The following is a 17468-nucleotide window of genomic DNA, read 5'->3' as shown; positions in this document are numbered from 1 at the left end:
CCGCGACCGTGCGGCAACGCCGTCCATCGGGCATGGCAGAATATCGCGTGATGCGTCGTTCAGCGCTGGAGGAACAGGCTCGCGGCAATGGCAATGGCGGCGATGACCGCGGTGACGACACCGGTGCGCTGGAGCACGCCCATCCGATAGAGCGTAATCGCGAAGATCACGATGACAGGTGTTGCGATCGAAAGTCCGATTTGCGCGTCGCTCATGGGGTCTCCTTTGTGAGCGCACAATAGCCGGGCGCCGCGAACGCTTCTTTGAGATCGGTCAAAGAGGCCCCCGCTCGACGAACGGCCGTCCGCAGGCGACGACCTTCTGTTTGCGGTTTCACAAAGACGGGCGCCCGACGGCACCCTATGCACGACGCATGACCTTGATGACCTCAAGCCGCGAGACGCGCGATACGGAGAACGGCGACCTGCTGGTATGGATCCTCGCCTGGAGCGAGCTCGTTGCCTTCGGGGCGCTGCTGACCGCCTTCGTCGTTGCCTCCATGTTGCATCCGGAAACATTCGCTGCCGGCAAGGCGAGGCTTCATCACACTCTGCCGGTCGTCAACACGGTCGTGCTTCTGGCAAGCGGCTGGTTTACAGCCAGGTCCGGCGAACAGAACACGACCTCTCGCCGCCGACTGATGCTGCTTGCGGCGGCACTGGGAGGGATTGTCTTCGTCGGGCTCAAATGTGTGGAATATGCGCTCGAAGGCGCTTCGCTTCTGTCCGGCGATCCGTTCTCGCAGCTCTATCTGCTCATCACCGGATTTCACCTGACGCATGTGGCATTCGGATCGATGATCCTCATTCTGGTCTCGGTCTTCCCGACGCGCGAAAACGTCCATCTGATCAGCACGCTCTGGCATGTGATCGACATTGTCTGGCTCGTCATGTTTCCGGTCATCTACCTGCTATGAAACGTCCCGACCATCCGAATTGCTCGCGCGCGCTGCTGCTGCTCCTTGCTCTGACGGGCAGCATGTTCGTCGTGACCCGCGCCCTGCCGCACGGCGTGTTGCCTGCATTGGCAGCGGTCGTGATCGCCACGATTGCCGTCATCAAGGTCCGGCTCGTCGTGCTGGATTTTCTCGGGCTTCGCGGGGCCAGGACACCGTTGAGCGCCGCCTTATGGTCCTGGGCGGCATTCGTGCTGCTGATCGCCGTTGCCCGCTCCGCCCTGCAACTGTCTGTCTGACGCCTGCACCGACTTTGGAAGTCAAGGCGCCTGCAGGCGGCATATGGCTTGCCGCCCTGGCGACATTCGCCGGTTTGCTTGCGAATGAGCAAAGAGCTTGCGGCCGATTTCCGCCATTCCCTTCCGACGAGCCCGCTGGCTCGATTTCCGACGTCACGGCGGCATCGCCACTGACATGAAAGGATGATCGATGGCTGAACGCCTGACAAAAACCGCGGCCCGCAACGTGTTCTACGGCGGGTCTGCATTCTTCTTCGCCATATTCGTGGGCCTCACCGCCCACAGTCACTATTACATCCGCACGGTTTCCACCAACGAGGCGACCCTGACGGAAAGCGTCGCCCGCGGAAAACATATCTGGGAAAAGAACGCCTGTATCAACTGCCATACGCTCGACGGCGAGGGCGCCTATTTCGCGCCGGAACTGTCGAACGTCTGGATCCGCTGGGGCGGAGACAAGGACCCGGCCAGTGCCCGCGAGGCGCTTCACGCATGGATGGCGGCGCAGCCCTCCGGCATCGAAGGCCGGCGGCAGATGCCGCAGTTCAATCTGACGGACCAGGAGGTCGATGACCTCGCCGACTTCCTCGAATGGGTCAGCAAGACCAACACCCAGAACTGGCCCCCGAACCAGGCCGGCTGACAGCGAGAGGATATAGACATGAAATACAAGACCCAGAGCATCGCAATGCTCTATTTCTACGGCGCTCTCGGCCTGTTTATGGCCCAGCTCCTGTTCGGCGTGCTGGCCGGCACCATCTACGTGCTGCCCAATACACTATCCGTCGAGCTGCCCTTCAACATCGTGCGCATGATCCATACCAATGCGCTGATCGTCTGGCTGCTCATGGGCTTCATGGGAACGACCTACTTCCTGCTGCCGGAAGAATGCGAAACCGAGCTTTACAGCACCAGGATCGCAATCGCGCAGTTCTGGATTTTCCTGATCGCGGCGGCAGTCGCCGTCGTCGGATATCTCTTCCATATTCATGAAGGCCGCGAATTCCTGGAACAGCCCTTCGCCATCAAGGTCGGGATCGTGATCGTGGCGCTGATGTTCCTTTTCAACGTCACCATGACCGCGCTCAAGGGGCGCAAGACGACGATCACCAACATCCTGCTGTTCGGCCTTTGGGGCGTTGCGATCTTCTTCCTCTTCGCCTTCTACAACCCGATCAATCTGGCGCTCGACAAGATGTACTGGTGGTATGTCGTCCATCTGTGGGTCGAGGGCGTCTGGGAGCTGATCATGGCGTCGGTTCTCGCCTTCCTGATGATCAAGCTGAACGGCATCGACCGGGAAGTGGTCGAAAAGTGGCTCTACGTCATCATTGGACTGGCGCTTTTTTCCGGGATCCTCGGCACCGGCCACCACTACTACTGGATCGGCGCGCCCGGTTACTGGCAGTGGATCGGATCGCTTTTCTCGACGCTCGAAGTGGCCCCCTTCTTCACCATGGTCGTGTTCACCTTCGTCATGACCTGGCGCGCCGGCCGCAAGCATGAAAACCGGGCTGCCCTTCTCTGGTCGCTCGGATGCTCGGTCATGGCCTTCTTCGGCGCCGGCGTCTGGGGCTTCCTGCATACGCTGTCGTCGGTCAACTATTATACCCACGGCACGCAGATCACCGCAGCGCACGGGCATCTGGCCTTCTTCGGCGCCTATGTGATGCTCAACCTTGCGGCCATGGCCTATGCCGTCCCGCAGATCCGCGGCCGCGCGCCCTATAATCAATGGCTGTCGATCGCCAGTTTCTGGATCATGTGCACCGCCATGTCGGTCATGACCTTCGCGCTCACCTTCGCCGGCATCATCCAGGTGCACCTGCAGCGGGTGCTCGGCGAGTCCTACATGGAGGTCCAGGACCAGCTTGCTCTCTTCTATTGGGTCAGACTTGGCTCCGGCATCTTCGTATTCATCAGCGCCCTGATGTTCATCTGGTCGCTGCTCGTTCCCGGACGGACGCGCATCCCGAGCCCGGTGGCCCAGCCCGCCGAATGAGGCGGGCCATTTTCCTGGAGAACAGTGATGACGATAGCCTTCAACCATCCGCTTGATCCCGATGTCGAGATCCCGCATTACACGCCTCAGGGGAACGAATGCGCACTCTTCGAGCACGCATGGACGCGACAGCTCCCGATCCTGCTGAAGGGGCCGACCGGCTGCGGCAAGACACGGTTCGTGCAGCATATGGCCGCCCGTCTCGGCCTGCCCTTGTCGACCGTCTCCTGCCACGACGACCTGACCGCCGCCGATCTTACCGGTCGCTACCTTCTCAAGGGCGGGGAAACGGTCTGGATGGACGGGCCGCTCACCAAGGCCGTTCGGGACGGCGGCATCTGCTACCTCGATGAAATCGTCGAGGCACGCAAGGACGTGAGCGTGGTTCTCCACCCGTTGACGGACGACCGGCGCATCCTGCCGCTCGAACGGACCGGCGAAGTCCTGGAAGCCGGTCCGGGATTCATGGTGATCGTCTCCTACAATCCCGGGTACCAGAACCTGATGAAGGCGCTGAAGCCAAGCACCCGGCAGCGGTTCGTGTCGATCGAATTCGACTTCCTGCCGCCCGAACGGGAGATCGCGACCGTGTCCCTGGAAAGCGGCCTTGCTGAGGCCAGGGTCGCACCGCTTGTCGAACTCGCCCGGCGCCTGCGCGCGCTCAAGGGCCAGGATCTCGAAGAAGGTGTTTCGACCCGCCTGCTCATCTATTGCGCCTCGCTTATCGATGCCGGCCTGCCGGCGATCGATGCGGTGCGCGCCGCCATCATCGAGCCGCTGACGGACGAACCGGACGTCAAGGCCGCCCTCGTCGAGGTTGCCAGAGCCGCGATCGGATAGGTGAAGCATGCTGGAATTCCTGGAACTCGAAGAGACGGTAGGACGCGCCTGGCATCGGCTGGTCGGCGACACCAGTTCATGGCCGCACCATCCGGCCGAAGCCGTTCACCTTGCAGAGCTCAGGCCGCAGCTTGCCGTCTGCTTCAGGGCGTTCGGCGGCGACCCTACGCTGCAGATCCAGCGAGCGCGGCAGAAAACGTCGATGCACCGGCTGCGCCTCAGACAGGTCATCGGCCTCGGCGAGGAACGGTCGGACCATCCGAGCTGGGACGACACGGCAATCCACCTGCCCGCCACTATCGACTTCTTCGAGGAGCGCTCGCTCAACCGGGATCTCTATTTCTGGCTGGCCGCCTATGTGGCGGCTGCGCCATGCGTTTCGCCCCCTGCCGACCCGGCCCTCGCCGATCTCTGGCGGATCGAGACAGGCCGGAAAAACGCCGCACTGGTCATCCGCAGCTTTCCCGGCATGGCGGCGCGCTACGCACGGCTGACGGAGGCGCTGCTTGGCTGTCGCAGGCGCGGCACGCTTCCCCAGGCGGAACGGTGGATCGAAGAATTCGCCCAGCTGGCGCTCACCGTTCCCCTGCATCATCCCCTTCCCGACATTCTCCGCCCGACCATAACCGCCGCCCCTGCCGGCTATCTGCCGATGCTGCCTTTGCCGGTCTGGCCGGATTTCAGGGGACGCGGCGAAACCAGCCCATCCGAACGCGAAGACCTTCCGTCCGATCAGGCAGGCAACGACCAACAGGCGCGGCCGTCGCACGAGGCGACGCGCAGACGCGACGCCGAGGACCGCAAGCGCGATCCCTTTGTCTTGAACCGCTTCGAAAAGATCCTCGCCATGGCCGAGATGGTCAATGTCGACCGCCCGAGCGATGACGGCGAGGAGCACGATCCCTCGGCGGCTGACGAGCTTGAGGAAATCACGCTCAGCGAAACGCGCGAACGGCCGAAATCGAAATTTCACTTCGACCTGGACCTGTCGCCCGAGGCCGTCGATCCGACGACGATAGACGGAGAATTCGTCTATCCGGAATGGGATTTCAGGAAGGGCCGGTATCTTGCCGACCACTGCCGCGTCGTGGCCGGCACTCCCTCCGGCGATACGGACCGGGCAATCGTCAGCGACGCCGCCCTCGTGCGCAAGGTCAGGCGCCAGTTCGAAACGCTGCGCCCCAAGCGGGAGTTGCGAAGGGCTCAGCTCGACGGCGAGCAGATCGATCTCGAAGCGGCCGTCCGCTCCCGCATCGACTTCATCGCCACCGGCCAGCCGGATGACCGCATCTATGCGAGCGCCCGCCCCGCAAGCCACGAACTTGCGACCGCGATCCTTGTCGATGTCTCCCTGTCGACGGACTCCTGGGTCGACAACCGCAGGGTTCTCGACGTCGAAATGCAGGCGCTCGACGTCCTTGCCCGCGGCCTGCAATCCTGTGGCGACCGCTTTTCCATCAAGACCTTCACATCGCGCCGGCGCGACTGGGTCCGCGTCGATACGATCAAGGATTTCGACGAGACTTTCTCGGTCAGGACCGCCGGCCGTATCGCAGGCCTGAGGCCCGGCTACTATACCCGCATGGGAGCGGCCATCCGGCACATATCCAGCCAGCTGGAAAGCGACGGCGCCAGGAAGAAGCTGCTGCTCATTCTCACCGACGGCAAACCCAACGACGTCGATCACTACGAGGGCCGCTTTGCGCTCGAAGACAGCCGCAAGGCCGTCATGGAGGCGCGCGCCAGGGGACAGGCGGTCTTTGCCGTGACGGTGGATCGCAGCGCCGGCGACTACCTGCCGGCAATCTTCGGCAGATCCGGGTTCGCGCTCGTGTCGAGCATTGCGAAATTGCCGAGCGCGCTGCCCGCGATCTACAGGAACTTGACGACATAACGACGCGAAAGAATCAATCCACCCCCTTTCGCTCGCGGAGAACCAGGCGGAATCGCTTCCGGCCTGGTTTTCTGTGCCGATGGCCCGAGACCGGCCGGCGCATCGCAGCCGATCGCCTGCCGCCTCTCCCCGGCCGGCCGCGGGTCATGCCGCCTTGCTGTGGGTCCGGCCGAAGGAACCGAAATAGGCGTCGAAGGCCGCCGCGACGGCACGGACCATGAAGCGATGCTGCTTCGAGACGCGGACGCAGCCGCCTTCGATCGTCACGACGCCATCGGAGGCGAGACTGTCCAGCCGCTCGTTCCGCTCGAGGAGGAAGCCGGCGTCGTAGCCGGCTTCTGCGCCGAGCTTTGCGAGATCGACCTTGAAGTCGCACATCAGCCGTTCGATCACTCTGGCGCGGAACCTGTCCTCATCGGTCAGCCCGTATCCCTTGGCGGTTGCGAGGATTCCCGAGGCGATCCGCTCCGCGTAGCGGCCAAGGGCAACGTGGTTCTGGACGTAGCCGCCCGGCAGACGCCCGATCGCCGAAGCGCCGAGCCCGATCAGGGTATCGCATTCGTCGGTCGTGTAGCCCTGGAAGTTCCGACGCAGGGTTCCCGAGGCGGAGGCGATGGCAAGCTGATCGTCGGGCAAGGCAAAATGGTCGAGGCCGACGCGGACATATCCGGCGCTCTCCAGCTCGCCTGCAATCGCCTCGGCCTGCTCGTTGCGTTGCGCAGCGTCGGGCAGAACAGTCTCATCGATCAGCCGCTGATGTTTCTTGAAGGCCGGCACATGGGCATATCCGAAGACTGCGAAACGCTCCGGCCGCAGCTCGACAGCCGTTCTTACCGTTTCGATGCAGGATTGAACGGTCTGGTGCGGGAGCCCGTAGATGAGGTCGAAATTGATGCTCGTCACACCGTAGCCTCTCAGCCCGGTCACGGCTGCCTGCGTCTGCTCGAAGCTCTGGACCCGGTTGATCGCCTTCTGCACAACCGGGTCGAAGCTCTGGACGCCGAGACTTGCCCGGTCGACGCCGTTTTCGCCCAGCGCCGATATCATTGCGCTCGATAGCGTCCGCGGATCGATCTCGACAGCAACGCTGCAGTCGCTCGTAAACTGGAAAGCGCTCTTGAGCTTGTTCATCAGGCTCGCAAATTCGTCCGGCTTCATGATCGTCGGCGTGCCGCCGCCGAAATGGACGTTCCGGACCGGGACCTCGTTTCGGGCGGCCTGCGACACAAGTTCGATCTCCTGGTTCAGGACATCGAGATATTCGAGCACGGGCGCATCCTGGCGCGTGATCGTGGTGTGACAGCCGCAGTACCAGCACATGGAACGACAGAACGGAACGTGCAGGTAGACGGAGACGGGTCCGGAGGCGGCAACATCTGAAAGGCCGTGCGCATATTGCTCCGGCCCGACCGCCGGCGAAAACGCAGGCGCGGTCGGATAGCTGGTGTAACGTGGCAGGCGGGCCTCGCCATATTTGGCGACCAGGGTATCGGACATTTCGGCTTCCTTCATGAAAGTATCATGATGTGCATAGGCCGATAACGGGGCGCTCTTCCTTGTCCTGGATCAATAATGGGCCGCGCGGGACTGACAACTGACAATCGCCCGGCTGTTTGCTCGCTGTCAAAGTCGCCCGCTGCGCACCCGGCTATCGTCCGCCACGACACAGGACAGGCCGCGGTCCGGTCACTTGTCATCTCGCGGAAAAAGGAAACAGCCATAATGACTGAAGCGCCAGCCACGCAGACCGCGGTCGCACATATCGACGTGCGGGTCCTGCCGCCCGTCGAACGCCATCCCCGGATCTTCGGCACGCTGCACTCGCTGACACCGGGCCAGAGCCTGCACATTACCAGCGATCACGAACCCCGCCCGCTGCAGTACCAGCTCGACACCGCCCTGCCCGGAAAGTTCTCGTGGGAATATCTGGAACAGGGACCGGATGTCTGGCGCGTCGAGATCACCCGCCTCGATGCGGGCTGCGACTGCTGCTGCGGCAGCCACTAGCGCCGGAGACGCGCCATGATGCCCGTGGGCACGACCCTGTCGCGGTGGACGATGTCGTATTTCGGCGCGGCGCTGTCTTACCTGCTGCTGGCGGAGTGCCTGCTGGCAGCCGGCATCTGGACGCCGTCCCTCGGCATCGGCGAGCCCGGAGCGCTGGCCATCGTGCATGCGGTGACGCTCGGATGGCTTCTGCTTCTCATGATCGGATCGTTGCTTCAGTTTGCGCCGGTGCTGACGGGCCGTGATCGGCCGACCGGCCGCTTCGATCCGGTCGCATTTGCCGGCATGGCCGCCGGCCCGGCACTTCTCATGCTGGGCTTTCATCTGATCGGCATCGGTTCGGCTGCGGCCGGCCCTGTCATGGTCGCAGCATCCGTCACGATCTCGATCTCCATCGCCGCTGTCTCGCTGTCCCTGTCGGCCCTGCTCTGGCGGGGACGGCGCGTGCATGCCGCCTCCCTCATCGTGCTCGTCGGCATCGGCTGCCTGCTCGTGACGACGGCCTTTGGCGTCCTGTTTGCCCTGACGATATCCGGTCAGACGGAAGAACCGGCACTCGTCGCCTACGGCGCGGAAGCGGTGGCCTTCCACGCGAGCTTCGGTCTTGGCGGATGGATGACGTTTGCGGCGATCGGCGTCAGCTACAAGCTGCTGCCGATGTTCCTCCTGTCCAACGACATGCGCAAGGCGCAGCTCATTCGCCGGTCGAGCACGCTGGCGGTCCTCATCCTGTCGGCCGCAGCGATCGCCGCCGCCGTCGCACCCGATGTCGCACGCGCGCTTTTTCTGTCGGCTGCGGTGCTGTTTGCCGCAATTGTCGCCGCCTATCTCCTCGAGATCTACGGGACATACCGTACGAGGCGCCGTCCGGCGCTCGAGCTCAATACGCTGGGCTCGCTGCCGGCCTTCACGATGCTCGGCCTTTCCGTCGTCCTCCTCGCCCTGTCCCTGTTTCTCCATGCCGAGACGCCCGTCGTGTCGGCGATCGTCTATCTCTTCGTGTTCGGCTGGCTCACCGGTTTCGGTCTCGCCCAGCTCCTGAAGATCGTTCCCTTTCTCACCTGGATCGAGGCCTTCGGCCCGCTTCTTGGCCGCAGGCCGACGCCGAAGCTCGGCGAACTGATCAACGGGCGCCGGGCCGGCGTCTGGCTTGGCCTCTTCTACTTCTCGGTGGTGGGCGCCGCGCTCGCGCTCTGGCTTGGATCGGACACGGGTTTTCGCATATTCGCAGCCGTTCAAACCGCATCGACCTTCGCTCTCATCGCCGAGCTGGTGCTTGCCCGCACGCTCGCAAACGTGCCTCCCCGATTGAAGAGCGCACCATTTCACAAGCCGGCGCTGTTGCTCGCCGCAAACCACAGGGGTAACGCCAATGGTTCAGTTTCGTGAACTCGACGTCCGACAAATCCTGCGCGATGGCGGCACGCCATTCCAGCTCATCATGGACACATTCGCCGGCCTCGAACCCGACGAGGGCCTGAAGCTGCGCGCGATATTCGAACCCGTCCCTTTGATCCGCCAGCTCGAACAGCGCGGTTATTCGCATGTCGCAAAGCGCCTGGCCGATGACGACTGGGAAATCGATTTCATCCCGAACAAGCCCATTCAGCGATCCGAACCGGCCGTGGCCGCCACTGAAGCGGTCTGGCCCGATCCGGTCTGGAACCTCGACCTGACCGACCTTGCGCCACCCGAGCCGATGGAGCGCATCCTGTCCCGGCTGGAGACGATGGCGGACGGCGAGGTTCTGTTCGCCCTTCTCAACCGGGAGCCCGTCTTCCTCTTCAACGAATTGAAGGCGCGGGGCCACGAATGGATCGGCAATTTCGATTCGTCCGGCAAGACCTATCGGATCATGATCAGGACGACCGCGGGAGGTGAGAGCAATGCTGGCGACTGAGGTCACGGAGCAGGATGTGCGCGACGCGCTGCGCGAAATAGAAGATCCCGAAATGGGGACGAGCATCGTCGACCTCGGCCTGGTCTACGAGATCGACGTCACCGAGCCCGCCGTCGTGAAGATCAAGATGACCACGACCACCCGCTTCTGTCCGGCGTCGGGCTATATTGCCGAGGCTGCGCGCCAGCGCGTCGAGGACATGGCCGGCGTGAGCCGCGCCGTCGTCGATCTCGTCTACGAGCCGGCATGGTCGCCGGATATGGTGTCGCTCTTCGGCCTGCCGAAGGCCTGATGCTTTTTTCATGGGGCGGACCGGCCGCCTGACGGGCAAGGCTGCGCGTCGAAGCTGGACAATCAGTTCGCCTTACCCTCTATTGGAGAGGCCGATGAGCGAAGACCTGGACAACAAGAAGAACCTGTTTGGATTGCAGCCGGACGGAAGCCCGGTGGTAGACGCCGGCGTTCTCGCCGAACGTTTCGGCCTGACACCCGACCTTCTTATGGATCACCTGCGCCGGGGCTTTGTCCGCTCGAGAGTGGAGGTCGGCACCGGCGCGGACGCCGGCAGGCGGCGCCTTTCCGTGCGCATCGGCAATCGGGTCTGGATTGCCATCGTCAGCGACGACGGCCATGTGCTCAGCGAGGAAATGCGGTTTTCGGGCACGGGCTCTGGCGGCGAGCGCCGCTGAACCGAAAGGCCGCTCGCACGGCCTTTCCGGTCAGGCATATCACCTTCCCTTCACCGCCAGGGGTTTGCGCCCGGACCACAGGAGCGGCGCGTGTTCCGCCGCGAACAATCCGAAGGCCGCCGTCCATCCGACCGCCGCCACGATGAGGATCTCGGTGCTCAGCCCGGGGACGAGTTCGGCAAGTGGCCGGACGAGCGCGACAGCGCCGAGCAGGACGTAGGAAATATTGGTCATGCGGCTTGATTTCAGTTTCCGTCCGGTATGGCCCCGCGTCGCCCGTGTCATCACCGCGAGCATCATCATCGAAATCGTGCCGATCGCGAAGACATGCAGCACCGCCACTTCGGGCAGCCATCCGCAGGCCTGAAGCGAAATGGCGGCAAAGCCGAGCGGAACGAACAGGAAGGAGGCGTGCAGGACGAACAGGATGGGTTCCGCCCAGGTGGTCCAGCCGCGCCAGCGAACGAGCCTGACCGTGTTGAGAACCGCCGCGACAGCGGCCGTCCCGCATGCCACCGTCGAATCCGGCAAGCACGCCCACAGGACGAGCGCGACCGCGCCGACGATGATGGTTGCAGCATCGAAACTGTTGTACCGGACCGGAAAATCCGTGCGGCCGAACTGGTTGATCCAGTTGCGGGTGAAGCTCGGCAATATCCTGCCTCCGACAATCGTCACCAGCAGGACGTAGGCTCCGATGCCGAGACGGATCGCTACATCCGGGCCTACGTCGCCGATGACTTCGACGTGGAAGAGCAGATTGGCGAGCGACAGGACGAAAAGACCCGCGATGACCTTCAGGTCCTTCCATTTTTTTCCCGCCACGACCTCGCGCGCGCAGACGAGCAGCATGACCGGCAGGAACAGGCTGTCGATGGCGCTCGCCGCGACAATGCCGATCGAGCCGCTGAGCAGCATGGCCAGGCGGCCGGCGCACCAGACCGCAAAGAGCACGACGAGCGGCCGGCCGGCGATCGGCAGGCGTCCGGTCCAGTTCGGGATCGCCGTCAGCAGGAAGCCTGCCAGAACCGCCGGCGCAAAACCGAACAGCATCTCGTGTGCGTGCCAGTACAATGTCCCGTAATCCGACGCGACGGGGATGCCGAAGTTCAGATAGGCGATCCACAGATCGATACTTGCGATGGCCCAGAGTGCTGCGGCGAGAAAGAAGGGCCGGAAGCCGTAGGAAAAGAGGACCGGTCCGGTTCGCGACATGCCGCGCGGAAGATCGCGCGCGGCGTCCGAAGTGTTTTTCATTTCCGTGTCTCCAAATTGACGACACAGCAATGCAAAAGATTGTCGGGGCAGTCGTTGAGATTACGCAAATAGCAGGGGCAGAACTTTGCGCTGACACAAATAGTCAGTTTGCTCCAAATCAAAGAGTCCAGCCGGGTTTCTACTACCTTCCTTCTCGACCGGGCGGCATTCGCTCGCTCTTCGACTACGGGAGATTAGAAATGACGAATACTCTGCAAATGACCCGTCGCACAATGCTTACGGGTGCTGCCGTCGCGGGAGCGCTGACGCCGATCATCGTCGCCAACACCGCCGCTCACGCCGACGAGGCCGCGGCAGCCAATGCGCCCAAGAAGGTATCGGCCGTCGACTTCAGCAAGCTTCAGCGCGAGAAGATCGAGCTGGTCAAGCCGCCCTTCGTCCACGCCCACAGCCAGAAGGCCGAGGGTCCCCCGAAGATCAAGGAATTTACGCTCACCATCCACGAGAAGAAGATGGTGCTCGACCAGGCGGGAACCGAGGTGAACGCGATGACGTTCGACGGTTCGGTGCCCGGCCCGCTGATGGTCGTCCATCAGGACGACTATGTGGAACTGACGCTGATCAATCCCGCAACGAACACGATGCAGCACAATATCGACTTCCACGCCTCGACGGGCGGGCTCGGCGGCGGCGCGCTGACGGTCGTCGGTCCCGGCGAAAGCACGATCCTGCGCTTCAAGGCGACAAAGGCAGGCGTCTTCGTCTATCACTGCGCACCTCCCGGCATGGTTCCCTGGCATGTCACCTCGGGCATGAACGGTGCAATCATGGTTCTTCCGCGCGAGGGCCTTACCGACGGCCACGGAAAGCCCCTCGTCTACGACAAGGTCTACTATGTCGGCGAGCAGGACTTCTACATCCCGCGCGACGAGAACGGCAAATTCAAGAAATACGACAGCCCCGGCGAAGCCTATGAAGATACGCTGGCCGTCATGAAGACGCTGACCCCGACCCACATCGTATTCAACGGTGCCGTCGGGGCGCTGACGGGCGACAATGCCATGACCGCCAAGGTCGGCGAGACCGTGCTGATCGTGCATTCGCAGGCAAACCGCGATACGCGACCGCATCTCATCGGCGGCCACGGCGAATATGTCTGGGCAACCGGCAAGTTTGCCAACGCGCCCGACATCGACCAGGAGACCTGGTTCATCCCGGGCGGCACGGCGGGTGCGGCGCTCTACACTTTCGCGCAGCCAGGCATCTACGCCTATGTGAACCACAACCTCATCGAGGCCTTCGAACTCGGTGCGGCTGCCCACTTCAAGGTCACAGGGGACTGGAACGACGATCTGATGACTTCGGTCAAGTCGCCGTCGGCCAGCTGACCGGAGTGGGGCTGTGCAGGCCGTGAGGGCGGCCTGCACAGCATGTTTTTGTGAAAAGGGGGCGCATGTTGCGAAAAGGACATGACACCGCACGCCGAGACTGCAGGGGTTTCCGGCATTTCGATCGCAATTCCGCTGGCGCTTCTTGCGGTCCTTTCCGCAGCGCTCGCGGTTGAGACCGGGCTCGTGAATATCGGGCGGCGCGACGCAGCGCTTGCCGCTCCCGAGGCCGTCACCATTGCACCCCATGAATTCGAGTATCGCGACGCGACCGAATATTTCCGCAGCGGCCTGGCCGTCGATGCGCCGAAGCGCAGGGCCAGTGTGCGAATGCCTTTGACGATCATGAAATACCAGACCAGCCTTTCGGAATACGGCCGTTGCGTGGCCGACGGCGCCTGCCCCGAGCCGGAAGGTCGCGGTACCGCGTCCGGCGGCGACACGCCGGTGACGGGCGTCAGCTACGAGGATGCGTTGCGCTACGCAGGCTGGCTGTCGCAACGGACCGGCGAAGATTGGCGGCTTCCGACCGACTTCGAGCTCGCCTACGCCGCCGACGACCGTTTCCCCGACGACGCGCTCGGCGTCGATGCCGACAGTAAAAACCCGGCGCTGCGCTGGCTGGCGGACTATGAACGCGAGGCACGGCGCACCGCCTCGAGCGACCCGGCGCCGCAGCCGAGAGGATCGTTCGGCCTGAGCCGGACCGGCCTTGCCGATTTCGGCGGAAACGTCTGGGAATGGACCTCGACCTGCAACAAACGCATCGACCTCGACAAGGAGAGCCTTGCCGGCGAGCCCGATCCGGCCGGCTGCGGCATCATGATCGCCGCCGGCAGGCACCGCGCGCCGATGAGCACTTTCGTGAGAAACCCCAAGGGCGGCGGGTGCTCGGTCGGCAGCCCGCCCGACAATCTCGGTTTCCGGCTTGTCCGGCAGGCGGGCTTCTTCGAGCGCATCGAGGACTTCACCCGCCGCGTTGTGACCGATATGATCGGCGGTGCCATATTGAGAGGGGTTCAGCGAAACGACGATGAAGGTTGACCGTACAGTTTTGAAGTCGCTGCCGCTTTTCGAGCGCATGACGGATGCCGATCTCGACGCCATGCTCGAACACGCGACCCCGCGCCGCATCGCCCAGGGCGATGCGGTTTTCGAGCAGGGAGCTCCCGCCAAATCGTTCTTCCTGCTGCTCCACGGCAGGCTCAAGGTTACACAGGTCACCCATGACGGCCAGCAGATCATCGTCAGGATGGTGCATCCGGGCGATCTCTTCGGCTTTGCCATGGCGCTGCGCCGGCAGGACTATCCGGGAACGGCGACTGCCGCGGCCGAAAGTCTCATCCTCGGCTGGCCGACCGACATGTGGTCGCGGTTCGTCGAGCAAAACCCGCGGCTGGCAATGACCGCGATGCAGACGATCGGCCAGCGGCTTGAGGAGGCGCATACGCGCATCCGCGAGATGTCGACGGAAGAAGTGGAAAAACGGGTCGCGCATGCCGTGCTGCGCCTGTCCAAGCAAGCCGGCAAGGCTGTGGGAACCGCCATCAGGATCGATTTCCCCATATCCCGGCAGGATATTGCCGAGATGACAGGCACGACGTTGCATACCGTATCGCGAATCCTGAGCGCCTGGGAAAGCAAGGGCATTGTCGAAGGCGGCAGGCAGAAACTGACCGTCACCGACCCGCAACGTCTTCTGAGGCTTGCGGAAGGCAAAGGCGACTGACCAGCTGATTGCAGGGCCGTCCGCAGATGCGGAGCCTGATCCGGGCCGAATTCACGCCACTTGCGGGACAGTGAGGGGATAGGCTGCGCAGCATGTCCGCGCCTCCTGATCATTGCCCGCACTATTCCCGATACTGTGTTGATTGCGACCGACGAGCGGTTCGCAGCGCCAAAGCGCATTCTTCGGCATTGACCGATCTCCCTCCCGCGGCAGGGCCTACACATCGTTCCGCTGTGGGAAAAGCGCTCGCGAAAATCCCGCCCGCCTTTCATCCCGCGATGTTGATCTAGCTCAACGAGCCGCCGGCCATTCCATCTATACCGACAAGCGCCGGGTCGAAATAACTGGAAATCAGGTGGGATGGGATCACAGAGGCTAAGTGCGGTAATACGGACCACAGCCGTCTTCTGGCTTGCGATGATCGCGTTTGCGGCGATCTCGATTTCCCCTTCATTCGCCGCAAGCCAGCTTTCGGCATATCTGGGCAAGGTCCAGCCCGGCGAACTGTTCGAGGGTGCCGATCGCTTCGGCGATCCGTCCGGAGAGCCGCCGATCGCGCCGGTATACCGGGGCCAGGAAATGGTGGGTTATGCCTATCTGAGCTCCGATTTCACCAGCTCCACCGGATATTCCGGTAAACCGATACAGATCGCCGTCGGCATCGACACTTCAGGCGTCGTTCGCGGCATCAAGCTCATCGAACATCATGAACCGATCGTCTTGATCGGCATTCCCCAGGCGAAGGTCGTCGCCGCGCTCAACTCCATCATCGGCAAGAATCTCAGCCCTGTAGCGGCCGGAAAAGAACGTCCGCCGCAGGTGGAGATCGTCAGCGGCGCCACGGTGACGGTGCTCGTCATGGGCGACAGCGTCATACGCTCCGCGGTCAAGCTCATCCAAAGCAACCGGCTGCACACGGGCGGCGAAACCGGCCTCAACGCGCAGCCCGACGTGAAAACGCTGGATCTCTCCCGGAGCAATGTCAAAGACTGGCAAACGCTTCTTGGCGACGGCTCAATTCGCAGCCTGCGGCTGTCGGTGGGAGAGGTTTCGAAAGCTTTCGAGCAAGCCGGGCACGCAGACGCGGCATCGCACCCGGAAACAGCAAACCGCGACGACCGCTTCATCGACCTCTACGTGGCCCCGGTCAGCGTTCCGACGATCGGCAGAAGTCTTCTTGGCGATGCGGCATACCAGCGCCTGCGGAGCCGCCTGCAGCCGGGTCAGTCGGCAATTCTCGTCGCCGGGGACGGGGCCTATTCCTTCAAGGGATCAGGCTATGTCCGAGGCGGCATTTTCGATCGCATCGAACTGTTGCAGGACGGGCAAGGTCTCCGGTTCCGCGATCGCAACCACACCCGGATCGCGGCATTTGCCGCTTCTGACGCTCCAAGCCTGAGAGAGATCGCACTGTTCGTGGTTCCGTCGGACTTCACGTTTGACGTTACCGAACCGTGGGAACTCCAGCTGCTCGCACAGCGCAGCAGCAGCGACGCGCGGGACAAGGCGATCATTCCCTTCAATCTCGGATACGTGTTGCCGCAGCAATATATCAGCGCAGCCGAAACCGCGGCTCCTTTGCCCGAGCCGCCCACGCAGGAGCACGTGTCGGATCAGGCGCAGGAAAACGATGCCCTGTGGATCCGCATCTGGGACAGCAACCGCCTGAATATCGGGATCACGATTGGCGCGCTGCTTGTCCTGACGTCGATCTTCTTCTTCCAGGACTGGCTGGTCAAACGGCCCAAACTCTTTGCATGGGTGCGCAACGGCTACCTCATGTTCACGCTCGTCTGGCTCGGCTGGTATGCCAATGCGCAGTTGTCCGTGGTCAACGTGCTGACGTTCACGAACGCGCTGATCACCAATTTCACATGGGAGTTCTTTCTCGCCGCGCCGCTCATCTTCGTTCTCTGGGCAGCGGTTGCCGCGGGCCTGCTGTTCTGGGGACGCGGCCCGTTCTGCGGCTGGCTCTGCCCGTTCGGTGCGTTGCAGGAACTTCTGGGCAAAGTGGCAAAGCGTCTCAAAATCCCGCAGCTGAGGCTGCCCTGGGGCCTGCATGAACGGCTCTGGCCCATCAAGTACATCATCTTCCTCGGGCTCTTCGGACTGTCGTTCTATTCGATGAGCTACGCCGAGATGGCGGCCGAGGTCGAGCCGTTCAAGACCGCGATCATCCTGAAATTCGTGCGGGACTGGCCGTTCGTCGTCTTCGCGGCCGCCTTGCTCGTCGCGAGCCTGTTCATCGAACGCTTCTACTGCCGCTATCTCTGCCCTCTTGGCGCCGCGCTCGCCATTCCCGGCCGGATACGCATGTTCGAGTGGCTGAAGCGCTACCCGGAATGCGGCTCGCCCTGTCACCGCTGCGCCAAGGAATGTCCCGTGCAGTCCATCCATCCCGAGGGCCAGATCAATGTAAACGAGTGCATCTACTGCATGCATTGCCAGGAACTGTACCATGACGACCAGCGCTGTCCGCACATGATCCAGGTGCGGCTGAAACGCGAGAAATTCATGGCGCTTTCCACTCCGGAATCGCGCGGCGAGAAGCCGGCGAAGACCGTCGTCACCCACAAGGGCAAACCTATCGAACGAGCTTAATCGGCT

General features: G+C 62.8%; 18 protein-coding genes. 15 read left to right on the top strand and 3 right to left on the bottom strand.

Features of this window, described 5'->3' with window-relative positions:
* Positions 1-59 precede the first annotated feature (59 nt).
* On the bottom strand, positions 60-215 hold the full coding sequence (locus ACU8HS_RS25675) for a hypothetical protein (protein ID WP_183727154.1): 156 nt from the start codon (positions 213-215) through the stop codon (positions 60-62).
* Between the two features lie 158 nt (positions 216-373).
* Between ACU8HS_RS25675 and ACU8HS_RS25670 the strand changes: the two genes are divergently transcribed.
* The 6 genes from ACU8HS_RS25670 to ACU8HS_RS25645 all read left to right on the top strand — a co-directional run bounded on the left by ACU8HS_RS25670 (position 374) and on the right by ACU8HS_RS25645 (position 5930).
* Positions 374-916 (top strand): cytochrome c oxidase subunit 3, encoded by a 543-nt coding sequence (locus ACU8HS_RS25670; RefSeq protein WP_112756967.1) that lies wholly within the window; start codon positions 374-376, stop codon positions 914-916.
* Positions 913-1194: a cytochrome C oxidase subunit IV family protein gene (locus ACU8HS_RS25665; RefSeq protein WP_112756965.1), complete on the top strand. Its 282-nt coding sequence runs from the start codon at positions 913-915 to the stop codon at positions 1192-1194. The genes ACU8HS_RS25670 and ACU8HS_RS25665 overlap by 4 nt, the downstream gene beginning before the upstream one ends.
* 190 nt (positions 1195-1384) lie before the next feature.
* Positions 1385-1837, top strand: coding sequence for a c-type cytochrome (locus ACU8HS_RS25660; RefSeq protein ID WP_112568869.1), 453 nt, complete (start codon positions 1385-1387; stop codon positions 1835-1837).
* Positions 1838-1855: 18 nt separating this feature from the next.
* Positions 1856-3196 carry a cbb3-type cytochrome c oxidase subunit I gene (locus ACU8HS_RS25655; RefSeq protein ID WP_112568871.1) on the top strand — a complete coding sequence of 447 codons (1341 nt, stop codon included), beginning with the start codon at positions 1856-1858 and terminating at the stop codon, positions 3194-3196.
* 27 nt (positions 3197-3223) lie between these two features.
* Positions 3224-4036 (top strand): AAA family ATPase, encoded by an 813-nt coding sequence (locus tag ACU8HS_RS25650; protein WP_447015978.1) that lies wholly within the window; start codon positions 3224-3226, stop codon positions 4034-4036.
* A 7-nt stretch (positions 4037-4043) separates the two neighbouring features.
* A complete protein-coding gene (locus ACU8HS_RS25645; protein ID WP_447015977.1) occupies positions 4044-5930 on the top strand; it encodes a VWA domain-containing protein in 1887 nt (628 codons plus the stop codon).
* A 144-nt stretch (positions 5931-6074) separates the two neighbouring features.
* Here ACU8HS_RS25645 and hemN read toward each other — a convergent pair whose 3' ends face one another.
* A complete protein-coding gene (hemN, locus tag ACU8HS_RS25640) occupies positions 6075-7427 on the bottom strand; it encodes an oxygen-independent coproporphyrinogen III oxidase (protein ID WP_113414071.1) in 1353 nt (450 codons plus the stop codon).
* Between the two features lie 225 nt (positions 7428-7652).
* Between hemN and ACU8HS_RS25635 the strand changes: the two genes are divergently transcribed.
* The 5 genes from ACU8HS_RS25635 to ACU8HS_RS25615 all read left to right on the top strand — a co-directional run bounded on the left by ACU8HS_RS25635 (position 7653) and on the right by ACU8HS_RS25615 (position 10526).
* Positions 7653-7937: a DUF2249 domain-containing protein gene (locus tag ACU8HS_RS25635; protein WP_112568876.1), complete on the top strand. Its 285-nt coding sequence runs from the start codon at positions 7653-7655 to the stop codon at positions 7935-7937.
* Between the two features lie 15 nt (positions 7938-7952).
* Positions 7953-9326 carry a hypothetical protein gene (locus tag ACU8HS_RS25630; protein WP_113414055.1) on the top strand — a complete coding sequence of 458 codons (1374 nt, stop codon included), beginning with the start codon at positions 7953-7955 and terminating at the stop codon, positions 9324-9326.
* Positions 9310-9837 carry a DUF2249 domain-containing protein gene (locus tag ACU8HS_RS25625; protein WP_112758294.1) on the top strand — a complete coding sequence of 176 codons (528 nt, stop codon included), beginning with the start codon at positions 9310-9312 and terminating at the stop codon, positions 9835-9837. The genes ACU8HS_RS25630 and ACU8HS_RS25625 overlap by 17 nt, the downstream gene beginning before the upstream one ends.
* Positions 9824-10129, top strand: a complete 306-nt coding sequence (locus ACU8HS_RS25620) for a metal-sulfur cluster assembly factor (RefSeq protein ID WP_112756958.1) — start codon at positions 9824-9826, stop codon at positions 10127-10129. Before ACU8HS_RS25625 ends, ACU8HS_RS25620 begins: the two co-directional genes overlap by 14 nt.
* Before the next feature lie 94 nt (positions 10130-10223).
* Complete coding sequence (locus ACU8HS_RS25615; RefSeq protein ID WP_112702843.1) at positions 10224-10526, top strand: DUF6522 family protein; 303 nt, start codon at positions 10224-10226, stop codon at positions 10524-10526.
* Between the two features lie 39 nt (positions 10527-10565).
* On the opposite strand, the gene ACU8HS_RS25610 is transcribed toward ACU8HS_RS25615, so the two are convergent.
* Complete coding sequence (locus tag ACU8HS_RS25610) at positions 10566-11783, bottom strand: NnrS family protein (RefSeq protein ID WP_447015976.1); 1218 nt, start codon at positions 11781-11783, stop codon at positions 10566-10568.
* A 200-nt stretch (positions 11784-11983) separates the two neighbouring features.
* Between ACU8HS_RS25610 and nirK the strand changes: the two genes are divergently transcribed.
* The 4 genes from nirK (at position 11984) to ACU8HS_RS25590 (ending at position 17462) form a co-directional block, all read left to right on the top strand.
* Positions 11984-13132 (top strand): copper-containing nitrite reductase, encoded by a 1149-nt coding sequence (gene nirK / locus ACU8HS_RS25605; RefSeq protein WP_112568888.1) that lies wholly within the window; start codon positions 11984-11986, stop codon positions 13130-13132.
* A gap of 81 nt (positions 13133-13213) precedes the next feature.
* Positions 13214-14176 (top strand): SUMF1/EgtB/PvdO family nonheme iron enzyme, encoded by a 963-nt coding sequence (locus tag ACU8HS_RS25600; protein WP_112756954.1) that lies wholly within the window; start codon positions 13214-13216, stop codon positions 14174-14176.
* Positions 14166-14861, top strand: coding sequence for a Crp/Fnr family transcriptional regulator (locus tag ACU8HS_RS25595; RefSeq protein ID WP_112568892.1), 696 nt, complete (start codon positions 14166-14168; stop codon positions 14859-14861). The genes ACU8HS_RS25600 and ACU8HS_RS25595 overlap by 11 nt, the downstream gene beginning before the upstream one ends.
* Positions 14862-15278: 417 nt before the next feature.
* Positions 15279-17462: a 4Fe-4S binding protein gene (locus ACU8HS_RS25590; protein WP_447015975.1), complete on the top strand. Its 2184-nt coding sequence runs from the start codon at positions 15279-15281 to the stop codon at positions 17460-17462.
* Positions 17463-17468: the final 6 nt, after the last annotated feature.

The sequence above is a fragment of the Rhizobium sp. KDH_Rht_773_N genome, from assembly GCF_052946295.1.
The sequence above is the reverse complement of the archived record's forward strand: the minus strand, read 5'-3'. Positions and strand labels throughout refer to the sequence as shown.